At 70.8% G+C, this 19,004-nt stretch carries 16 protein-coding genes and 1 pseudogene; 9 read left to right on the top strand and 8 right to left on the bottom strand.

Annotation, left to right across the window (positions count from 1 at the left end):
* Positions 1–21: 21 nt before the first annotated feature.
* From K4G64_RS14610 to K4G64_RS14600, 3 genes and pseudogenes are all read right to left on the bottom strand, one after another.
* Positions 22–207: pseudogene (locus tag K4G64_RS14610) on the bottom strand (hypothetical protein); the annotation flags it as partial.
* A gap of 125 nt (positions 208–332) precedes the next feature.
* A complete protein-coding gene (locus K4G64_RS14605) occupies positions 333–953 on the bottom strand; it encodes a DUF305 domain-containing protein (RefSeq protein WP_221756468.1) in 621 nt (206 codons plus the stop codon).
* A complete protein-coding gene (locus K4G64_RS14600) occupies positions 950–1,618 on the bottom strand; it encodes a DUF3105 domain-containing protein (protein ID WP_221756467.1) in 669 nt (222 codons plus the stop codon). Before K4G64_RS14600 ends, K4G64_RS14605 begins: the two co-directional genes overlap by 4 nt.
* Positions 1,619–1,872: 254 nt before the next feature.
* On the opposite strand from K4G64_RS14600, the gene K4G64_RS14595 reads away from it, so the two are divergent.
* A complete protein-coding gene (locus K4G64_RS14595) occupies positions 1,873–2,322 on the top strand; it encodes an Rrf2 family transcriptional regulator (RefSeq protein WP_221756466.1) in 450 nt (149 codons plus the stop codon).
* Between the two features lie 24 nt (positions 2,323–2,346).
* Here the strand turns inward: K4G64_RS14595 and K4G64_RS14590 are convergent, their stop codons facing one another.
* A complete protein-coding gene (locus tag K4G64_RS14590; RefSeq protein WP_221756465.1) occupies positions 2,347–3,534 on the bottom strand; it encodes a globin domain-containing protein in 1,188 nt (395 codons plus the stop codon).
* 295 nt (positions 3,535–3,829) lie between these two features.
* Here K4G64_RS14590 and glnA point away from each other — a divergent pair, with 295 nt between their 5' ends.
* The 3 genes from glnA (at position 3,830) to K4G64_RS14575 (ending at position 6,444) form a co-directional block, all read left to right on the top strand.
* Positions 3,830–5,191 carry a type I glutamate--ammonia ligase gene (gene glnA, locus K4G64_RS14585; RefSeq protein ID WP_031102831.1) on the top strand — a complete coding sequence of 454 codons (1,362 nt, stop codon included), beginning with the start codon at positions 3,830–3,832 and terminating at the stop codon, positions 5,189–5,191.
* A gap of 105 nt (positions 5,192–5,296) precedes the next feature.
* Complete coding sequence (locus K4G64_RS14580) at positions 5,297–5,878, top strand: sugar O-acetyltransferase (RefSeq protein WP_221756464.1); 582 nt, start codon at positions 5,297–5,299, stop codon at positions 5,876–5,878.
* Between the two features lie 17 nt (positions 5,879–5,895).
* A complete protein-coding gene (locus K4G64_RS14575; protein ID WP_221756463.1) occupies positions 5,896–6,444 on the top strand; it encodes a TetR/AcrR family transcriptional regulator in 549 nt (182 codons plus the stop codon).
* Between the two features lie 16 nt (positions 6,445–6,460).
* Here the strand turns inward: K4G64_RS14575 and K4G64_RS14570 are convergent, their stop codons facing one another.
* Together K4G64_RS14570 and K4G64_RS14565 are read right to left on the bottom strand one after the other, a co-directional pair.
* Complete coding sequence (locus K4G64_RS14570; protein ID WP_221756462.1) at positions 6,461–7,084, bottom strand: glyoxalase; 624 nt, start codon at positions 7,082–7,084, stop codon at positions 6,461–6,463.
* A 176-nt stretch (positions 7,085–7,260) separates the two neighbouring features.
* Entirely contained in the window at positions 7,261–7,707 is a 447-nt protein-coding gene (locus tag K4G64_RS14565; protein WP_221756461.1) for a VOC family protein, read from the bottom strand.
* Positions 7,708–8,082: 375 nt separating this feature from the next.
* Between K4G64_RS14565 and K4G64_RS14560 the strand changes: the two genes are divergently transcribed.
* A complete protein-coding gene (locus K4G64_RS14560; RefSeq protein ID WP_221756460.1) occupies positions 8,083–11,091 on the top strand; it encodes a bifunctional [glutamine synthetase] adenylyltransferase/[glutamine synthetase]-adenylyl-L-tyrosine phosphorylase in 3,009 nt (1,002 codons plus the stop codon).
* Here the strand turns inward: K4G64_RS14560 and K4G64_RS14555 are convergent.
* A complete protein-coding gene (locus K4G64_RS14555; RefSeq protein WP_260460454.1) occupies positions 11,088–12,215 on the bottom strand; it encodes a phosphatase PAP2 family protein in 1,128 nt (375 codons plus the stop codon). The two genes, K4G64_RS14560 and K4G64_RS14555, sit on opposite strands and share 4 nt — an antisense overlap.
* A gap of 93 nt (positions 12,216–12,308) precedes the next feature.
* On the bottom strand, positions 12,309–13,343 hold the full coding sequence (locus K4G64_RS14550; protein ID WP_221756459.1) for a LacI family DNA-binding transcriptional regulator: 1,035 nt from the start codon (positions 13,341–13,343) through the stop codon (positions 12,309–12,311).
* Between the two features lie 390 nt (positions 13,344–13,733).
* On the opposite strand from K4G64_RS14550, the gene K4G64_RS14545 reads away from it, so the two are divergent.
* From K4G64_RS14545 to K4G64_RS14530, 4 genes are all read left to right on the top strand, one after another.
* On the top strand, positions 13,734–15,002 hold the full coding sequence (locus K4G64_RS14545; RefSeq protein ID WP_221756458.1) for an extracellular solute-binding protein: 1,269 nt from the start codon (positions 13,734–13,736) through the stop codon (positions 15,000–15,002).
* A gap of 117 nt (positions 15,003–15,119) precedes the next feature.
* The gene (locus tag K4G64_RS14540) at positions 15,120–16,124 is read left to right on the top strand and encodes a carbohydrate ABC transporter permease (RefSeq protein ID WP_221756457.1); all 1,005 of its coding nucleotides are present in this window, start codon (positions 15,120–15,122) and stop codon (positions 16,122–16,124) included.
* Positions 16,125–16,137: 13 nt separating this feature from the next.
* Positions 16,138–17,049: a sugar ABC transporter permease gene (locus K4G64_RS14535; protein WP_221756456.1), complete on the top strand. Its 912-nt coding sequence runs from the start codon at positions 16,138–16,140 to the stop codon at positions 17,047–17,049.
* 175 nt (positions 17,050–17,224) lie between these two features.
* A complete protein-coding gene (locus K4G64_RS14530) occupies positions 17,225–18,919 on the top strand; it encodes a glycoside hydrolase family 13 protein (RefSeq protein ID WP_221756481.1) in 1,695 nt (564 codons plus the stop codon).
* The last annotated feature ends 85 nt before the right edge of the window (positions 18,920–19,004 follow it).

The raw sequence follows: 19,004 nt of genomic DNA, 5'->3' as shown, positions 1-19,004 counted from the left end.
ACCCCGGTCCCCTTGTGGAGGTCAGCGGCGCCGGTACGACTCGACGTAACCGTTCGCGGGCGTACCCACGCCGGTGATGTCGTCGTAGCCCTTCACGGCGGACAGCGAGCTGTCCTTGCCGAGGCTGCGCACGGACGTGGCCAGACCGCCGGTGGCGTCGTAGCCGTTCACGAAGTCGACGCGGGCCACGTGCGCCGCTCCACGCCCGCGGCGATGGCTCCGCGCCCGGGAGGCCGCTCCGTGCCCACCGCTCGACGCCGCGTCCACCGCTCGACGCCCCGCGTCCACCGCTCCATGCCCGGGCAGGCCGCTCCGCGCCCGCCCCCACCGCTCTACGCCCGCGGCGTCGCGCCCCGCTTCTTGAGCATGTCGGCCATCAGGGAGATCTCCGACTGCTGCGCGTCCACCATGCCCTGCGCGAGCCGCTTCTCCACGCCGACCTGGCACCTGGCCACGCAGCCCTCGGCCATGTGGATGCCGCCCTTGTGATGGGCCGTCATCAGCTGGAGGTAGAAGACCTCCGCCTGCTTCCCGGCGAGCTCGCCGAGCTTCTTCATCTCGGAGTTGGTCGCCATGCCCGGCATCAGCGCGCCGTCCTTGCCGGATGCCATGCCGCCCATCTCCATCCAGGTCATCGGCGGCTCGGAGGACACCTTGGGCAGGCCCCACAGGTCGAGCCATCCGAGCATCATGCCGCGCTGGTTGGCCTGCGTCTGCGCGATGTCGTACGCCAGGCGCCGGACCTCCTCGTCCTTCGTGCGGTCGCGCACGATGTACGACATCTCCACGGCCTGCTGGTGGTGCACCGCCATGTCCCGGGCGAACCCGGCGTCCGCGGACTCGGCGGACGGCGTCCTGCCACCGCCGTCGTCCCCGGCGACCGCGTAGGTGATCGCGCCGGCGGCGACGAGCGCCGCCGTCGCGGCCCCGGCGATCAGGCCGGCATGCCTCACTTGGACAGGCCGTTCGTGCAGGCGGCGCCCGGCTCGGGGGTCTGCTCGCCCTGCACGAACTTCTCGAAGAACTTGTCCACGTTCGGGTCGCTCGCGCCCGTCACCGTGCGCTGGTGGCCCCACGCCGAGAGCATGATCGGGTCCTTCTGGTCGTCCAGCGGGCTCATCAGCGTGTACGGCGTCTTCTTCACCTTCGCCGCGAGCGCGTCGACGTCGGCCTTCTTCGCGTCGGCGTTGTACGTCACCCACACCGCGCCGTGCTCCAGCGAGTGCACGGCGTTGGTGTTGTTCACCTGCTCGGTGTAGACGTCGCCGTTGCAGTTCATCCAGGCCTGGTTGTGGTCACCGCCGACCGGCGGCTCGGAGGCGTACTTCACGGCCTTGGCGACGTGGTTGCGGGACAGCTTCCCCTCCCACGTCCTCACGCCGTCCTTGCCCGTCACGAACTTGCCCTTGCCCGAGGAGTCGCTCGCCGCCGCGGTGTCACCGCCCTTGTCGTCCTGGGACCGCACGAGCACGACGCCGCCGACCACGAGTCCGGCGACGACCACGACACTGGCCGCGATCGTGAGGACCCGGTTGCGACGCTCACGGGACTGCTCGGCGCGCCGCATCTCCTCTATTCGCGCCCTGCGGTCCGTGTTGCTCTTCTCGGCGGAGCCCATGAGGTGTCCTTCGTGGGAAAAGTGACAGTCGGGTTCGCTGATCGTAATGGGGGAGACGGGGCGCCTCGTAGAGCGGCCACCGGAATGGACCGAATCGATACGGCACCGACAGCCGCACGACAGGTTCACCGGGGCCGGGGCCGGGGCCGGGGCCGGGGCCGGGGCTGTCTCCCCGCCGCCCGGCGCGGCCCGGACCGCCGCCCGCGGCCCCCGGATAATTTGAACGGCGGATTCCTATTACCTACGCTGCCTGCATGCGGCTGCTGCGCTCCACCGACCTCGCCCTGCGGGTCCTGATGCGGCTCGCCGTCGCGGGCGGGTCGAGTCCGACGACCCGGGACGTCGCGGACGGCATGGACGTGCCGTACACCCACCTTGCGAAGGTCGTCGCCGAGCTCCAGCACATGGGCCTCCTGGAGGCCCGCCGCGGCCGGGGCGGCGGCCTCACCCTCACCGAACAGGGCCGCACGGCCTCGGTGGGCGCCGTGGTCCGTGCCTTCGAGGGCAGCGGCGACGTCGTCGACTGCGAGGGCCCCACCCCCTGCCCCCTCAACTCCGCCTGCCGCCTGCGCGGCGCCCTGCGCCGGGCTCAGGAGGCGTTCTTCGCCTCACTGGACCCGGTCACGGTGGAGGACATCGTGGCGGAGCCGACGGGCGTGCTGCTGCTGGGGATCTCGCGGGGCGTCGATCCCCGCGAGATCTGAGCCGCCGCCGAACTGCGGGCTCGCTCAGGCCTGCCCCGCCAGCCACAGGTCCGGGCCGAACACCTCGTAGTGGATGTCGGCGGGTGCCACGCCCTTCTCGATCAGCTGGGTCCGCACCGCCCGCATGAAGGGAAGCGGTCCGCACAGGTACGCGCGCGTGCCCGGGGCGAGCGGAACGCCGGTGAGGTCGACCAGGCCCGGGTGGGCGCCCGCCGGGGCGTCCTGCTCGTACCAGAGGTGGACGGCCGCGTCCGGGAGCTTGGCCGCGTAGGCCTCGTGGTCGGTGCGCAGGGCGTGGGTCGCGGGGGAGCGGTCGGCGTGCACGACGGTGACCGGGGCGCGGTGCCCCGAGTCGGCGAGGTGCGCCAGCATCGCGGTCATCGGGGTCACGCCGATGCCCGCCGAGGCCAGCAGCAGCGGCGTGCCGGAGCCGGCGTCCAGGACCAGATCGCCGTACGGCTCGGACAGTTCCAGGACGTCACCCACCTGCACGCGCGCGTGCAGGTGGTTCGAGACCTCGCCGTCGGGGGCGCCGGCCGTGTGCACGCGCTTCACGCTGATCTGCCGCAGGTCCGGGCCGGGCGCCCCGGACAGGCTGTACTGCCGTATCTGCCGGGCGCCGTCGGTGAGGGTGACGCGGACGGAGACGTACTGGCCCGCGAGGAAGTCCCGCACCGGGCCGCCGTCGGCCGGCCGCAGCCGGAACGTGGCGACGTCCGCGGTCTCGGCGACCCGCTCGACGACCTCCCAGGTCCGCCAGGCGGACCCGCCGTGCTCCTCGCGCAGCCGCCGCTCCACGGCGATGAGCGCGTTCGCCATCAGCCAGTAGACCTCGTCCCAGGCGGCGGCGACCTCCGGCGTGACCGCCTCGCCGAGCACCTCGGCGATGGCGGCGAACAGCTGCTCGTGGACGACGCCGTACTGCTCCGGCGTGACGCCCAGCGAGGCGTGCTTGTGGGCGATGCGCTGCAGCATCGCGTCCGGCCGCTGCCCCGGACGCTCCAGCAGGTGCGTCGCGAACGCGGCGATGGAACCGGCCAGGGCCTGGCGCTGGGTGCCGGCGGCCTGGTTGCCCCGGTTGAACAGGTCCCGCAGCAGTTCCGGATGGGCCTCGAACAGCCCGGCGTAGAAGCGCTCGGTGATCGTGCCGAGGGCCGCGCCGACGGCGGGGAGCGTGGCGCGGACGGTGGCGGCGGACTGCTCGGACAGCATCTGGGCTCCTCGGGGCTCGACTGGAGGCACGCTATTTAAAGTTGCATATGAGATGCAAATTAAGCAGGTGGTGCGGCGAAGGGAACCGGCCGTTACGGATGCCGGTGCGAGCAGGCACTATGGGCGGAAGAGCAGTTCACCTGCCGTATGCGAGGCGTTCGACCCCGGGCCGGCCGGGCGATCATGGTCCGCAACGCGTACGAAATCGTGGTGTGGTGGGATGCTCAGGTGCCCGACCGCCTCCCGTGGTACGGAAGAGAAGGCGGCCTGACCAGCAAGGATGGGGAAGCGGAAGATGGACAAGCAGCAGGAGTTCGTGCTCCGGACGTTGGAGGAGCGCGACATCCGGTTCGTACGCCTGTGGTTCACGGACGTGCTGGGCTTCCTCAAGTCCGTCGCCGTGGCCCCGGCCGAGCTGGAGCAGGCCTTCGACGAGGGCATCGGCTTCGACGGCTCCGCGATCGAGGGCTTCGCCCGGGTCTACGAGTCCGACATGATCGCCAAGCCGGACCCGTCGACCTTCCAGATCCTGCCCTGGCGTGCGGAGGCCCCGGGCACGGCCCGCATGTTCTGCGACATCCTCATGCCGGACGGCTCCCCGTCCTTCGCCGACCCGCGCTACGTGCTCAAGCGTGCCCTGGCCCGCACCTCCGACCTGGGCTTCACCTTCTACACCCACCCGGAGATCGAGTTCTTCCTGCTGAAGGACCGCCCGCTGGACGGCTCCCGGCCCACGCCGGCCGACAACTCCGGCTACTTCGACCACACCCCGACCAACGTCGGCATGGACTTCCGCCGCCAGGCGATCACCATGCTGGAGTCGATGGGCATCTCGGTCGAGTTCTCCCACCACGAGGGCGCCCCCGGCCAGCAGGAGATCGACCTCCGCTACGCCGACGCGCTGTCCACGGCGGACAACATCATGACGTTCCGCCTGGTAATGAAGCAGGTGGCCCTGGAGCAGGGCGTGCACGCCACGTTCATGCCGAAGCCGTTCTCCGAGCACCCCGGCAGCGGCATGCACACGCACCTGTCGCTCTTCGAGGGCGACCGCAACGCCTTCTACGAGTCGGGCTCGGAGTACCAGCTCTCCAAGGTGGGCCGCTCCTTCATCGCGGGCCTGCTGCGGCACGCGGCGGACATCTCCGCCGTCACCAACCAGTGGGTGAACTCCTACAAGCGCATCTGGGGCGGCGCGGAGCGCACCGCGGGCGCGGGCGGCGAGGCGCCCTCCTACATCTGCTGGGGCCACAACAACCGCTCGGCGCTCGTCCGGGTCCCGATGTACAAGCCCGGCAAGACGGGCTCGGCTCGGGTCGAGGTCCGCTCCCTCGACTCCGGCGCCAACCCGTACCTGGCCTATGCGGTCCTGCTGGCCGCCGGCCTCAAGGGCATCGAGGAGGGCTACGAGCTCCCGCCGGGCGCCGAGGACGACGTCTGGGCCCTCTCCGACGCGGAGCGCCGCGCGATGGGCATCGAGCCGCTCCCCCAGAACCTGGGCGAGGCCCTGACCCTCATGGAACGCAGCGACCTCGTCGCCGAGACCCTCGGCGAGCACGTCTTCGACTTCTTCCTGCGCAACAAGCGGCAGGAGTGGGAGGAGTACCGCTCGGAGGTCACGGCGTTCGAGCTGCGGAAGAACCTGCCGGCGCTGTAAGAGCGGGTGGAACGTCCCTGGGGGGCCGGCGGTCGCGGACCGCGGGCCCCCTTTTGGGTGGGCATGAGTGTACGTTCGTACCTTCCAGAGCGTACGATCGTACGCATGGCCACGGACCACTTCGCCGACGACCCCCGTACCAACCTCGAGCGCATGCTCGCCGGTGATCTGTACATCGCCGACGACCCCGAGATCGCCCGGCGGCAGCAGCGGGCGATGCGGCTTGCCGCGCGGTATCTGGCCGCCTACACCGAGGACGCCGAGTCCGCGCGGCCGATGCTGCGCGAGCTGCTCGGTGCCGTGGGGGAGGGGGTCGATCTGAGGCCGCCGGTGTACGTCGACTACGGGAGCAACATCTCCATCGGGGCCCGGACCTTCGTCAACTACAACCTGACCGCGCTGGACGTCGCCCGGATCACCATCGGCGAGGAATGCCAGATCGGGCCCAACGTCCAACTCCTCACGCCCACCCACCCCGTGGAGCCGGAACCGCGCAGGGACAAGCTGGAGGCGGCGCGGCCGATCGTGATCGGGGACAACGTCTGGCTGGGGGGTGGGGTCATCGTGTGTCCGGGCGTGACCATCGGCGACAACGCCGTCGTCGGCGCGGGCGCGGTCGTCACCAGGGACGTGCCCGCCGACGTCGTCGCCGTGGGCAATCCCGCCCGGCCCGTCCGCACCTTCTGACCCGCCGGACGACCGCCATGGCCACCGGGCACGCCGATCCGCAGCGTCGCGAGCGCATTCTCGCCGCCACGCTCGACCACATTGCCGACGAGGGCGTCGCCGGTGTCTCCCACCGCCGGATCGCCGCCCGGGCCGGGGTGCCGCTCGGCTCGATGACCTACCACTTCAGCGGCATCGACGAGCTGCTGCGGGAGGCCTTCACCCGGTTCGCCGACCACATCGTGGCGGTCTTCGAGCATCACCTCGGCCGTACCGAGACGCCCGAGCAGGTCCGTGAAGCCGTCACGGACCTGGTCCACGCCCTGTCCGAGGGGCCCCGGCGTGACCTCGTCCTCGCTCATGAGCTGTACACGCTGGCCGCCAGGCGGCCCGAGTACCGCGAGCTGACACAGGCCTGGATGCGCCGCAGCCGTCTGCTCCTGGAGCTGCACTTCGACCCGGTCACGGCACGTCAGCTGGACGCGCTGATCGAAGGGCTGACCCTGCACCGCTCCCTCGACGGCGAGCCGCACAGCCGTGAGCTGACACGGCTGGCGGTGACCCGTCTGACGGCAGCGCCGTCCTGAGCCCGGCGCGCCCCCGTCACACCGCCGCACTCTCCGACGCCGTCGTCCACGCGAAGCCGTCCGGGTCGGTGAACGGCCCGGCGTCGCTGCCGATGGCCAGGCGGTGGGAGCCGGTGCCGTCGGGGGAGACGCCGGCGACCTTGGCCAGGCCCCGGCGCTTGTACAGGGCCAGCTTCACGGGACCCTCGGCCGCGAACTCGACGTACTTGCTGCCGAAGCTCTTGCCCACGGCGAGGCCGTGCTCGACGTAGAACTGCTTGCTGGCCTTCACGTCCTCGACGCCGAGCAGCAGGACGAACTCGTCGACCTGCCGGGTCGCCGGGCCGGTGTTCTTCTTCGACGGCGACGCGAGCTGCCAGATCGTCCCGTCGGGGGCCTGCACGACGGCCCCGTAGCCCCAGAGCGACTTGGCGGCGGGCTTCAGCGTCGTCGCGCCGGCCTGCACGGCCGCGTCGAGGAGGGCGTCCACGTCGGCCGGCTGGGAGACCACGAGCGACAGCGTGAACCCGCGGAAGCCGGAGGTCGGTTCCTCCGACGCCCGCAGGCGCAGCCGGTCGCCCAGACCGAAGGCGGCGGAGTAGAAGCGGTCGGCGGCTGCGGGGTCGGCCACCTCGAGGGTGACGGATGCGATGGAAGTCATGACGACGACGCTAATCGCGCTCCACGCACCCTGCTTCTCGATTCCTGACCAGGTTGTTCAGGCCTGCCGACGCACCAGGCCTGTTGCCGCCTCACGCCTGCCGCCGCCTCACGCCTGCTGCCGCATCAGGCCCGCCGCTGCTTCAGGCCCGCCGCTGCTTCAGCCCTGCCGCCGCCTCACGTCTGCTTCCGCTTCAGGTCCGCCAGCAGCTGGTGCAGCGGCTCCGTGGCCCTGCGCCGGTACTCCTGCACCGCCCACCCGTTGCCGTCCGGGTCCTGGAAGTGCATGAACGTGGCGCCGTCGTCCGGGGAGTACTGGACGGGCTCCGAGACGTCGAGGCCGCGGGCGACCAGCTCCGCGTGGGCCGCCTTGATGTCGGCGACGCACAGCTGCAGACCCTGGTAGGAACCCGGGGCCGGGGTCGGGCCGGGCGTCATCTGCCAGATCGACTCGCCCAGGGCGATCGAACAGCCGGAACCCGGCGGGGTCAGCTGGACGATCCGCATCCCGGGCATGACCTCCTGGTCGATGTCCACGTGGAAGCCGACCTTGTCCCGGTAGAAGTCCCGGGCACGGTCGACGTCGGACACGGGCAGCGGGATGACTTCGAGGGTGATGTCCATGGCGTGACTCCTTCGTCCGGCCTCATGAGAACCGATCACCTTGATGAGAGAACCGATCACCTGGTCCGGCAGAAGCCGCAGACGCGGGCTGAAGCCGGCTGAACGGTTCCCCTCACCGAAGCCGATAACGGTGTGCCGCGCCACCGAGTGGACGGCCGCACGGCCCGTGCCGCAGTGGAAATGGCCCTCCCGTACCCCCAGTGGCCGGAATCCGCCGTAGCGCGCCTCCCCCTCGGTGGCCAGTCGCCGTAGCCACGCGCCTGCCTCGTCCGCCTGCCGAACTCACCGGCGCTTCCCCCGCCCCGTGCGGTTAGGCTCAAAGCCGTAGGACCTTGATCCGATGCGTGTCCGAGGAACAGTGCGAGGGAGGCCCGGATGACGGCGGCGCCGGGGCGCAGGAGCAGTACTTTCACACGGCTGCTGCGGCACGGTTTCACCGACGCCACCGCCGCCGAGCGGCTCCTGGACAGTCCTGAGCTCGCGCCGCTGCGCGACGACCCGGTGCTGCTGGAGGCGCTGGGCGGCACCGCCGACCCCGATCTCGCGCTGCTCGGGCTCGTCCGGCTGCTGGAGGCCCAGCATGGCCCGGGCGCCCGCCGGGAACTGCTCGACACCCTGATCGCGGCCAAGCCCCTGCGCGACCGCCTCCTCGGTGTCCTCGGCGCCTCCACCGCACTCGCCGACCACCTCGCCCGGCACCCGGACGACTGGCAGGCCCTCGTCATGTACGAGGCCTACGACCTGCACCCCGGGGTGGAGGAGTTCGAGGCCGGCCTCGCGGAGGCCACCGACCCGGTCTCCCTGCGCGTGGCCTACCGGCGCTGCCTGCTGTCGATCGCCGCCCGGGACGTCTGCGGCACCACCGGCGTCGCCGAGTCCGCCGCCGAGCTCGCCGACCTCGCCACCGCCACCCTGCGCGCCGCCCTCAAGATCGCCGAGGCGGCCGCGCCCGAGGACGCCGCCCTGTGCCGGCTCGCGGTCATCGCGATGGGCAAGTGCGGCGGCCACGAGCTCAACTACGTCTCCGACGTGGACGTCATCTTCGTGGGCGAGGCCACCGAGGGGACCGACGAGACCAAGGCCCTACGCGCCGCGACCCGGCTCGCCTCGCACATGATGCGGATCTGCTCCGAGACGACGGTCGAGGGCTCGATCTGGCCCGTCGACGCCAATCTCCGGCCCGAGGGCAGGAACGGCCCGCTCGTGCGGACCCTCTCCAGCCACCTGGCCTACTACCAGCGCTGGGCCAAGACCTGGGAGTTCCAGGCGCTGCTCAAGGCCCGCCCGGTGGCCGGCGACCTCGACCTCGGCGCGGAGTACGTGGCCGCCGTCCAGCCCCTGGTGTGGAAGGCCGCCGAACGCGAGAACTTCGTCCCCGACGTGCAGAAGATGCGCCGGCGGGTCGTGGAGAACATCCCCGTCGCCGAGGTCGACCGCCAGCTGAAGCTCGGCCCGGGCGGCCTCAGGGACGTCGAGTTCGCCGTGCAGCTGCTCCAGCTGGTGCACGGCCGGGCCGACACCTCACTGCGCAGCGGCACGACCCTCGACGCGCTGAGGGCCCTCGCCGCCGGGGGCTACGTCGGCCGGACCGACGCGGCGCAGCTCGACGAGGCCTACCGCTTCCTGCGCTCCATGGAGCACCGCATCCAGCTGTTCCGGCTGCGCCGCACCCACCTCGTCCCCGAGGACGAGGCCGAGCTGCGCCGCATCGGCCGCTCCCTGGGCCTGCGCGCGGACCCGGTCGCCGATCTGCACCGCGAGTGGCGCCGGCACGCGGGCGTCGTACGCCGTCTGCACGAGAAGCTCTTCTACCGGCCGCTGCTCGACGCCGTCGCCCAGCTCGCCACCGGCGAGGCCCGGCTCAGCACCGAGGCGGCCCGGGAGCGCATGGTCGCCCTCGGCTACGCCGACCCGGCCGCCGCCCTGCGTCACCTGGAGGCGCTGGCCTCCGGCGTCACCCGCAAGGCCGCCATCCAGCGCACCCTGCTGCCCGTGCTGCTCGGCTGGTTCGCCGACTCGGCCGACCCGGACGCGGGCCTGCTGAACTTCCGCAAGGTCTCCGACGCGCTCGGCAAGACCCCCTGGTACCTGCGGCTGCTGCGGGACGAGGGCGCCGCCGCGCAGAACCTCGCCCGGGTGCTGTCCGCCGGCCGGCTCGCGCCCGACCTGCTCATGCGCGCCCCGGAGGCGGTGGCGCTGCTCGGCGACGGGGATGGCGGCGGTCTCGAACCGCGCTCCCGCCCCCATCTGGAGCAGGAGATACTCGCCGCGGTGAAACGGGCCGACGGAGCCACCCAGGCGGTCACGGCCGCCCGCGGGGTGCGCCGCCGGGAGCTGTTCCGCACGGCCGCCGCCGACATCGTCGGCTCCTACGGCACAGAGGAGCAGCCCGCCGAGGCCGATCAGGGCGCCCTGGTGGACATGGTCGGCGGCGCGGTGTCGGACCTGACGGCCGCGACGCTCGCCGGCACGCTCCGGGCCGTGGTGCGGGAGGGCTGGGGCGACGACCTGCCCACCCGGTTCGCCGTCATCGGCATGGGCCGGTTCGGCGGCCACGAGCTGGGCTACGGCTCCGACGCGGACGTGCTGTTCGTGCACGAACCGCGCGACGGCGTCGACGAGCGCGAGGCGTCCCAGGCGGCCAACAAGGTCGTCTCCGAGATGCGCCGCCTGCTGCAGATCCCCAGCGCCGACCCGCCCCTGCTCATCGACGCCGACCTGCGCCCCGAGGGCAAGTCCGGGCCGCTGGTCCGCACCCTCACGTCGTACGCGGCCTACTACCGCCGGTGGGCCCTGACGTGGGAGTCGCACGCGCTGCTGCGGGCCGAGCCCGTCGCCGGCGACGAGGACCTGGGCCGCCGCTTCATCGAGCTGATCGACCCGCTGCGCTACCCGGCGGACGGGCTCACCGACGAGGCGGTACGCGAGATCCGGCGCCTGAAGGCCCGCATGGAGTCGGAGCGGCTGCCGCGCGGCGCCGACCCCAAGCTGCACGCCAAGCTCGGGCCGGGCGGCCTGTCGGACGTGGAGTGGACCGTACAGCTCATGCAGCTGCGGCACGGTTCGGAGGAGCCGGGCCTGCGCACCACCCGCACCCGCGAGGCGCTGGACGCCGCCCGCGCCGCCGGGCTCATCACGGACGAGGACGCGGCGACCCTCGACGAGGCCTGGGTCCTCGCCACCCGCGTCCGCAACGCGGTGATGCTGGTCCGCGGCCGGGCCGGCGACACGTTCCCGACGGAACCCCGGGAGCTGGCCGCCGTGGGCAGGTATCTGGGCTATGGCCCCGGCCACGCGGGCGACATGCTGGACGCATACCGGCGCACGGCCCGCCGGGCACGCGGTGTGGTGGAGGAACTGTTCTACGGCGTCGCGGAGCGCTAGGGCCTGCCGGACAACCCCCGGGACTTGTCCGGCAGCCCCTGGGGCTTGTCCGCCAGCCCATGGGACTTGTCCGGCAGCCCATGGGGCCTGTCCGGCAGCCCCTGGGACTTGTCCGCCAGCCCCCGGGACCAGTCCGGCGACCGTCGGGACCTGTCCGACACGTCACGCCCTGACCTCCCGGCTTCAGACGTCCCGGCTTCAGACGTCCCGGCCTCAGGCCTCCCGGCCTCAGACCTCCTGACCTCGGTCCTCCCGGCCCCAGGCCCCCCGACCGCAGGCCGGGCTGCGCGCGGCCCGCGCGCAGCCGGCACCGTCCGCGGCAGCGCGTACGGCTGCCGGCCGTACCAGAGCCGCGCGACCGTGAACCCGAAGGCCAGGCACAGCAAGCCGCCCACCGCGTCCAGCCAGAAGTGGTTGGCCGTCGCGACGATGACCACAAGCGTCAGCGCCGGGTACAGCAGGCCCAGCACCCGCACCCAGGGGACCGTCGCCAGGGCGGCGATCGTCAGCCCGCACCACAGCGCCCAGCCGATGTGCATCGACGGCATCGCGGCGTACTGGTTCGACATGTGCTTCAGGTCGCCGGACGCCATCGAACCCCAGGTCTGGTGGACCATGACCGTGTCGATGAAGCCGCCGCCGTTCATCAGCCGCGGGGGCGCCAGCGGGTACAGGTAGTAGCCGGCCAGGGCGACGGCCGTGGTCGCGAACAGCACCAGGCGGGTCGCCGCGTACCGGCCGGGGTGGCGACGGTACAGCCACACCAGGACACCCAGTGTGACGATGAAGTGCAGCGTCGCGTAGTAGTAGTTCATCCCGACGATCAGCCAATGCACCGAGTTCACGGCGTGGTTGACCGACTGCTCGACGGCGATGCCCAGATGGTGCTCGACCTGCCAGATCCAATCGGCGTTGTGCAGCGCCTCGGTCTTCTGCTCGGGCACGGCGTTGCGGACGAGCGAGTACGTCCAGTAACTCACCGCGATCAGCAGGATCTCGAACCAGAAGCGGGGCCGGTGCGGGGTGCGCAGCCGGCGCAGCGGACCGCGCCCCGAATCGGCCGCAACTGTTTCCGGGAGGGCGGCTTCCAGGCCCTCCGGCTTCGTCACGGTCGTTTCACCCATAGGCGCAAAGTCTGCCAGAAAAGGACTTCCCCACCGATCATCCCGCGGCCCCGCACGAGCCGCATGTTCTACGGCGAAATCAGGCCGAAGGTATCAGGAGCGACCGCGTTCCCCCGGAGCCGAGGCCGTCGAACCGCGCACCACCAGCTCCGGCATGAACACGAACTCGCTGTGGGGCGCGGGCGTCCCGCCGATCTCCTCCAGCAGCGTGCGCACGGCCGCCTGCCCCATCGCCGGGACCGGCTTGCGGATCGTGGTCAGCGGCGGGTCGGTGAAGGCGATCAGCGGGGAGTCGTCGAAGCCGACCACGGAGATGTCCTTCGGCACGTCCAAGCCGAGTTGCCGGGCCGCCCGGATCGCGCCCAGCGCCATCATGTCGCTGGCGCACACCACGGCCGTGCAGTTCCGTTCGATCAACGCGACGGCCGCCGCCTGACCACCCTCAAGGGTGTACAGGGAGTGCTGCACCAGCTCCGACTCGACGGTCGCGGCGTCGAGACCCAACTGGTCCTGCACCGCCCGCACGAACCCCTCGATCTTGCGCTGCACCGGCACGAACCGCTTGGGCCCGAGGGCCAGACCGATCCGGGTGTGCCCCAGAGACGCCAGGTGCGTGACCGCCAGGCTCATCGCCGCGCGGTCGTCGGGGGAGATGAACGGCGCCTGCACCTTCGGCGAGAAGCCGTCGACCAGCACGTAGGGCACGCCCTGGGCGCGCAGCCGGTCGTAGCGCTGCATGTCGGCGGTGGTGTCCGCGTGCAGTCCGGAGACGTAGATGATGCCGGCGACCCCGCGGTCCACGAGCATCTCCGTGAGCTCGTCCTCGGTCGAGCCGCCCGGTGTCTGGGTGGCCAGCACCGGCGTGTAGCCCTGCCGCGTCAGCGCCTGGCCGATGACCTGCGCCAGGGCCGGGAAGATCGGGTTCTCCAGCTCCGGGGTGATCAGCCCCACCAGCCCCTCGCTGCGCTGGCGCAGGCGCACCGGGCGTTCGTAGCCGAGGACATCGAGGGCGGCCAGCACGGACTGGCGGGTGGTGTCGGCGACGCCCGGCTTCCCGTTGAGGACCCGGCTGACGGTCGCTTCGCTCACCCCCGCCTGCAACGCGATGTCCGCAAGCCGTGTGGTCACAGCACTGGACTGTAGCGGCCGAGGTTCTCCTTGCACACCGACGGGACGCCTGGTGCGCGCGGTCGCGCGGCCCACTGCGGGTGGCTTGGTCATCGCGGTCCCTCAACTCGTGGTCGGCGTCCGCTCCGCAACGGATATTTCCCCCGACGGAAGCGGATGGCAAGTGCTTGCAGAGTCTTGCACAACTGTCCGAGTCCCCGCCGAGCAGCCGGAAACACGGGCCTCGGAGCGGTCGAGGGGAGGTCACGGCGGGATAACCATCCGCACCTCTTGCAACTTTTTGCTGCAAGGTCTTTCGCAACGCCTTGCAGCGGAGCTAATGTCACCGACGCCCGGCGGCCAACGGCGCAGTCGGCAGCACGAAACGGGCTTCACCCTCAAGGAGAACTCATGCGGCGTGGCATAGCGGCCACCGCGCTGGTGGCGTCCCTCGCCCTGGCAGCGACGGCGTGCGGCGGAAGCGACAGCGGCGACAAGGCCGACGGTCCCGTCACCATCACCTGGTGGGACACCTCCAACGCCACCAACGAGGCGCCGACCTACAAGGCCCTCGTCAAGGAGTTCGAGGCCGCCAACAAGGGCGTCAAGGTCAAGTACGTCAACGTCCCCTTCGACCAGGCGCAGAACAAGTTCGACACCGCCGCCGGTTCCAAGGGTGCTCCCGACGTGCTGCGCTCCGAGGTCGGCTGGACCCCCGCCTTCGCCAAGAAGGGCTTCTTCCTGCCGCTGGACGGCACCGACGCCCTGGCCGAGCAGGACAAGTTCAAGCCGAACCTGATCAAGCAGGCCCAGTACGAGGGCAAGACCTACGGCGCGCCGTTCACCACGGACACCCTCGCCCTGGTCTACAACAAGGCCCTGTTCGAGAAGGCCGGCGTCGAGGCCCCCAAGACCTGGGACGACCTGAAGAAGGCCGCCGCCACGATCAAGGCCAAGACCGGCGTGGACGGCTACTGGGGCTCGACCCAGTCCTACTACGCACACTCCTTCCTCTACGGCGAGGGCGCCGACACCGTCGACGTCGACGCCAAGAAGATCACGGTCACCTCGCCCGCGGCCGAGAAGGCCTACGGCACCTGGCTGAGCCTGTTCAAGGGCAAGGGCCTGCACAAGGCCGACACCACCGCCGACGCCTACGCCCACATCCAGGAGGCGTTCGTCAGCGGCAAGGTCGCCTCGATCATCCAGGGCCCGTGGGAGATCACGAACTTCTACAAGGGCTCGGCGTTCAAGGACAAGGCCAACCTCGGCATCGCCACCGTCCCGGCCGGCTCCTCCGGCAAGGCGGGCGCCCCGACCGGCGGCCACAACCTCTCGGTGTACGCGGGCTCGGACAAGGCCCACCAGGAGGCCTCGCTGAAGTTCGTGAAGTTCATGACCTCGGCCAAGGCCCAGGAGACCATCGCGCTGAAGAACAACACGCTGCCGACGCGCGACGACGCCTACACCGCCGAGGTCAAGGCCGACCCGGGCATCGCCGGCTACCAGGGTGTGCTCGCCGCCGCCCAGCCGCGGCCGGAGCTGCCCGAGTACAGCTCCCTGTGGACGCCGCTGGACGACGAGCTGCTCGCGATCGCCGGTGGCAAGAAGTCCCTGGACGAGGGGCTGAAGAGCGCCGAGACCTCCATCGCCAAGCTGCTCCCGGACTACAGCAAGTAGGCCCTGTGGCCGCCGGATCCTCCAGCTCAGAGGGGGAAGGATCCGGCGGCCATCGGCCTGTGTGCCGTACCCCCTGATCTCCAGCTGATCTCCAGTTCGCGAAGAAGGTTGTCGAACATGACAGTCGCCATCGACCGAGCGACCGGCAAGCGGAGCGGTGACCGCGGTCCCCGGTCCGGGCTGGGCCGGCGCCTCAAGCACAGCTACCAGAAGCACTGGTACGCCTACGTGATGATCGCGCCCGTGGCCGTCGTGCTCGGCGTCCTCGTGCTGTACCCCCTGGCCTACGGCCTCTACCTGACGCTGACCGACGCGACCAGCCTCAACACGGCCCGGACGATCGGCGTCAACGAGATCGAGGCCACCTACAAGTTCATCGGCTTCGACAACTACGCCGACATCCTGTGGGGGGAGACGGCCTACGACCGCTTCTGGTCGCACTTCATCTGGACGATCGTGTGGACGGCCCTGTGCGTCGCCCTGCACTACTCCATCGGCCTGGGCCTGGCGCTGCTGCTCAACCAGAAGCTGCGCGGGCGCACCTTCTACCGGCTGATCCTCATCCTGCCGTGGGCCGTGCCGACCTTCGTCACCGTCTTCGGCTGGCGCTTCATGCTCGCCGACTCCGGCATCATCAACTCCGCCCTGGAGATGCTGCACCTGCCCAGCCCAGCGTGGCTGGAGGACACCTTCTGGCAGCGCTTCGCCGCGATCATGGTCAACACCTGGTGCGGCGTGCCGTTCATGATGGTCTCCCTGCTCGGCGGCCTGCAGTCCATCGACTCCTCCCTGTACGAGGCCGCCGAGATGGACGGCGCCACCCGCTGGCAGCAGTTCCGCTACGTCACCCTGCCGGGCCTGAGGTCGGTCAGCTCCACCGTGGTGCTGCTCGGCGTGATCTGGACGTTCAACCAGTTCGCCATCATCTTCCTGCTGTTCGGCAACACCGCGCCGGACGCGCAGATCCTCGTCACCTGGGCCTACCAGCTCGGCTTCGGACAGCAGCCGCGCGACTTCGCGCAGTCGGCCGCCTACGGCATCCTGCTGCTCGGCATCCTGATCGTCTTCACCTCCTTCTACCGCCGCTGGCTGAACCGCGATGAGCAGCAGCTCGCGATCTGAGGCAGGAGTCCCCATGAGCACCACGACCGTCCAGCAGTCCGCGGGCGGGGCTCCGGTCCCCGCCACCGCCCCCGTGCCCGCCCCCGTGCGCCGGCGCGGCCGGCGCGGCACGGCCGGGAGCCTCCTCTCCCACGGCCTGCTGATCATCGCGAGCCTGATCGCGCTCTTCCCGATCGCCTGGCTGGTCTTCCTGTCCCTCGGCCCGGACAAGGACGACTACCTGCACCCCGGTGGCATCTGGTCGAAGATGACCCTGGACAACTACAGCTTCGTGCTGCAGGAGACCGCCTTCTTCCACTGGCTGCAGAGCACGCTGATCGTGTCCCTGGGGACCACGGTCATCGGAGTGGTCATCGCCGCCACGACCGGGTACGCCGTGTCCCGCATGCGCTTCCCGGGCTACAAGAAGTTCATGTGGGTCCTGCTGTGCACGCAGATGTTCCCGATCGCCGTGCTGATCGTGCCGATGTACCAGATCCTGTCGAGCCTGCAGCTCGTCGACACCTACCTCGGCCTGATCCTGGTCTACTGCTCGACCGCGGTGCCCTACTGCGCCTGGCTGCTGAAGGGCTACTTCGACACCATCCCGTTCGAGATCGACGAGGCCGGCCGGGTCGACGGGCTGACGCCCTTCGGCACGTTCTTCCGGCTGATCCTGCCGCTCGCCCGGCCGGGGCTGGCGGTGGCCGCCTTCTACAGCTTCATCACCGCCTTCGGTGAGGTCGCCTTCGCCACCGTGTTCATGCTGGACGACGAGAAGTACACCTTCGCCGTCGGCCTGCAGAGCTTCATCAGCGAGCACGACGCCCAGCGCAACCTGATGGCGGCGACCGCGGTGCTCATCGCGATACCTGTCTCCGCGTTCTTCTACCTCGTGCAGAAGAACCTGGTGACCGGGCTCACCGCCGGCGGCACGAAGGGGTGACCTTCGTGAGTGACCGGCCGCGGATTCGTCGTGGCCGGTCGCGCAGTTTCCCCGCGCCCCTGACGGGGCGCGGGGCGGGCGGCCGCGGTGCCCATCCGACCCCGCTGTACCGCGGCCGCCCCCTCTCCCCACCCACGCTTCCATGACCGACATCCTGTTACGCATCAAGGACGACATGAGCCAGCACTCAGCTGCACCTGCCCCCACCCCCACAGTGGCCGTCGCCAAGCGCCGCGACTGGTGGCGGGACGCGGTGATCTACCAGGTGTACCCGCGCAGCTTCGCCGACAGCAACGGCGACGGCATGGGCGACCTGGAGGGTGTCCGCAGCCGCCTGCCGTACCTACGCGACCTCGGCGTGGACGCCGTGTGGCTCAGCCCCTTCTACGCCTCGCCGCAGGCCGACGCCGGCTACGACGTCGCCGACTACCGCGCCGTCGACCCCATGTTCGGCAACCTCCTGGACGCCGACGCGCTGATCCGCGACGCCCACCGGCTGGACCTGCGGATCATCGTCGACCTGGTGCCCAACCACTCCTCCGACCAGCACGAGTGGTTCAAGCGGGCCGTCGCCGAGGGCCCCGGCTCCTCGCTGCGGGACCGCTACCACTTCCGCCCGGGCAAGGGCGACAACGGCGAACTGCCGCCCAACGACTGGGAGTCGATCTTCGGCGGCCCGGCCTGGACCCGGGTCACCGAGCCCGACGGCACGCCCGGCGAGTGGTACCTGCACCTCTTCGCCCCCGAGCAGCCCGACTTCAACTGGGAGCACCCGGCGGTCGGCGACGAGTTCCGCTCCATCCTGCGCTTCTGGCTGGACATGGGCGTCGACGGCTTCCGTATCGACGTCGCCCACGGTCTGGTGAAGGCGGAAGGCCTGCCCGACCTTGGATCCCACGACCAGGTGAAGCTGCTGGGCAACGATGTCATGCCGTTCTTCGACCAGGAGGGCGTGCACGAGATCTACCGGCAGTGGCGGCTCATCCTCGACGAGTATGCGGGCGAGCGCATCTTCGTCGCCGAGGCCTGGACGCCGACCATCGAGCGCACGGCCCACTACGTCCGCCCGGACGAGCTGCACCAGGCCTTCAACTTCCAGTACCTCAGCACCCACTGGGACGCCGAGGAGATGCGCGCGGTCATCGACCGCACCCTGGAGGCCATGCGCCCGGTCGGCGCCCCCGCCACCTGGGTGCTCTCCAACCACGACGTGACCCGGCACGCCACGCGCTTCGCCAACCCGCCCGGCCTCGGCACCCAGATCCGCCTGGCCGGCGACCGCGAACTGGGCCTGCGCAGGGCCCGGGCCGCGAGCCTGCTGATGCTGGCACTGCCCGGCTCGGCCTACGTCTACCAGGGCGAGGAACTCGGCCTGCCCGACGTCGTCGACCTGCCGGACGAGGTGCGTCAGGACCCGGCGTACTTCCGGGGCGCGGGCCAGGACGGCTTCCGCGACGGCTGCCGGGTGCCGATCCCGTGGACCCGGACGGGTTCGTCGTACGGCTTCGGTGACGGCGGCAGCTGGCTGCCGCAGCCGGAGGGCTGGGGCGAGCTGAGCGTCGAGGCGCAGACCGGCGAGGCCGGTTCGACCCTGGAGCTGTACCGGACCGCGCTGCGCGTGCGGCGCGAGCAGCCCGACCTCGGCGCCGGCACCTCCGTGGAGTGGCTGCGGGCGCCCGAGGGCGTGCTGGCCTTCCGGCGCGGGGAGTTCGTGTGCGTCGCGAACACCACCGCCGAGTCGGTGGCGATGCCTGCGTACGGCCGGGTGCTGGTGGCGAGCGGAGAGATCATCGAGGTGGACGACGAGGCGAAGGTGCCGGCCGACACCACGGTGTGGTGGACCACCGCGACCGCGGGGGACCGCGCCTGATTTTCCTTTGAATTTCGTACGGCCCGCTGCCCTTTCGGGTGGCGGGCCTTTACCATCTGCGTTACCGCAAGGTTTCTGAACCTTG

The organism is Streptomyces sp. WAC04114 (genome assembly GCF_019733245.1).
In the GTDB taxonomy this organism is placed as follows: domain Bacteria; phylum Actinomycetota; class Actinomycetes; order Streptomycetales; family Streptomycetaceae; genus Streptomyces; species Streptomyces massasporeus_A.
This window is presented reverse-complemented; position numbering and strand designations above follow the sequence as displayed.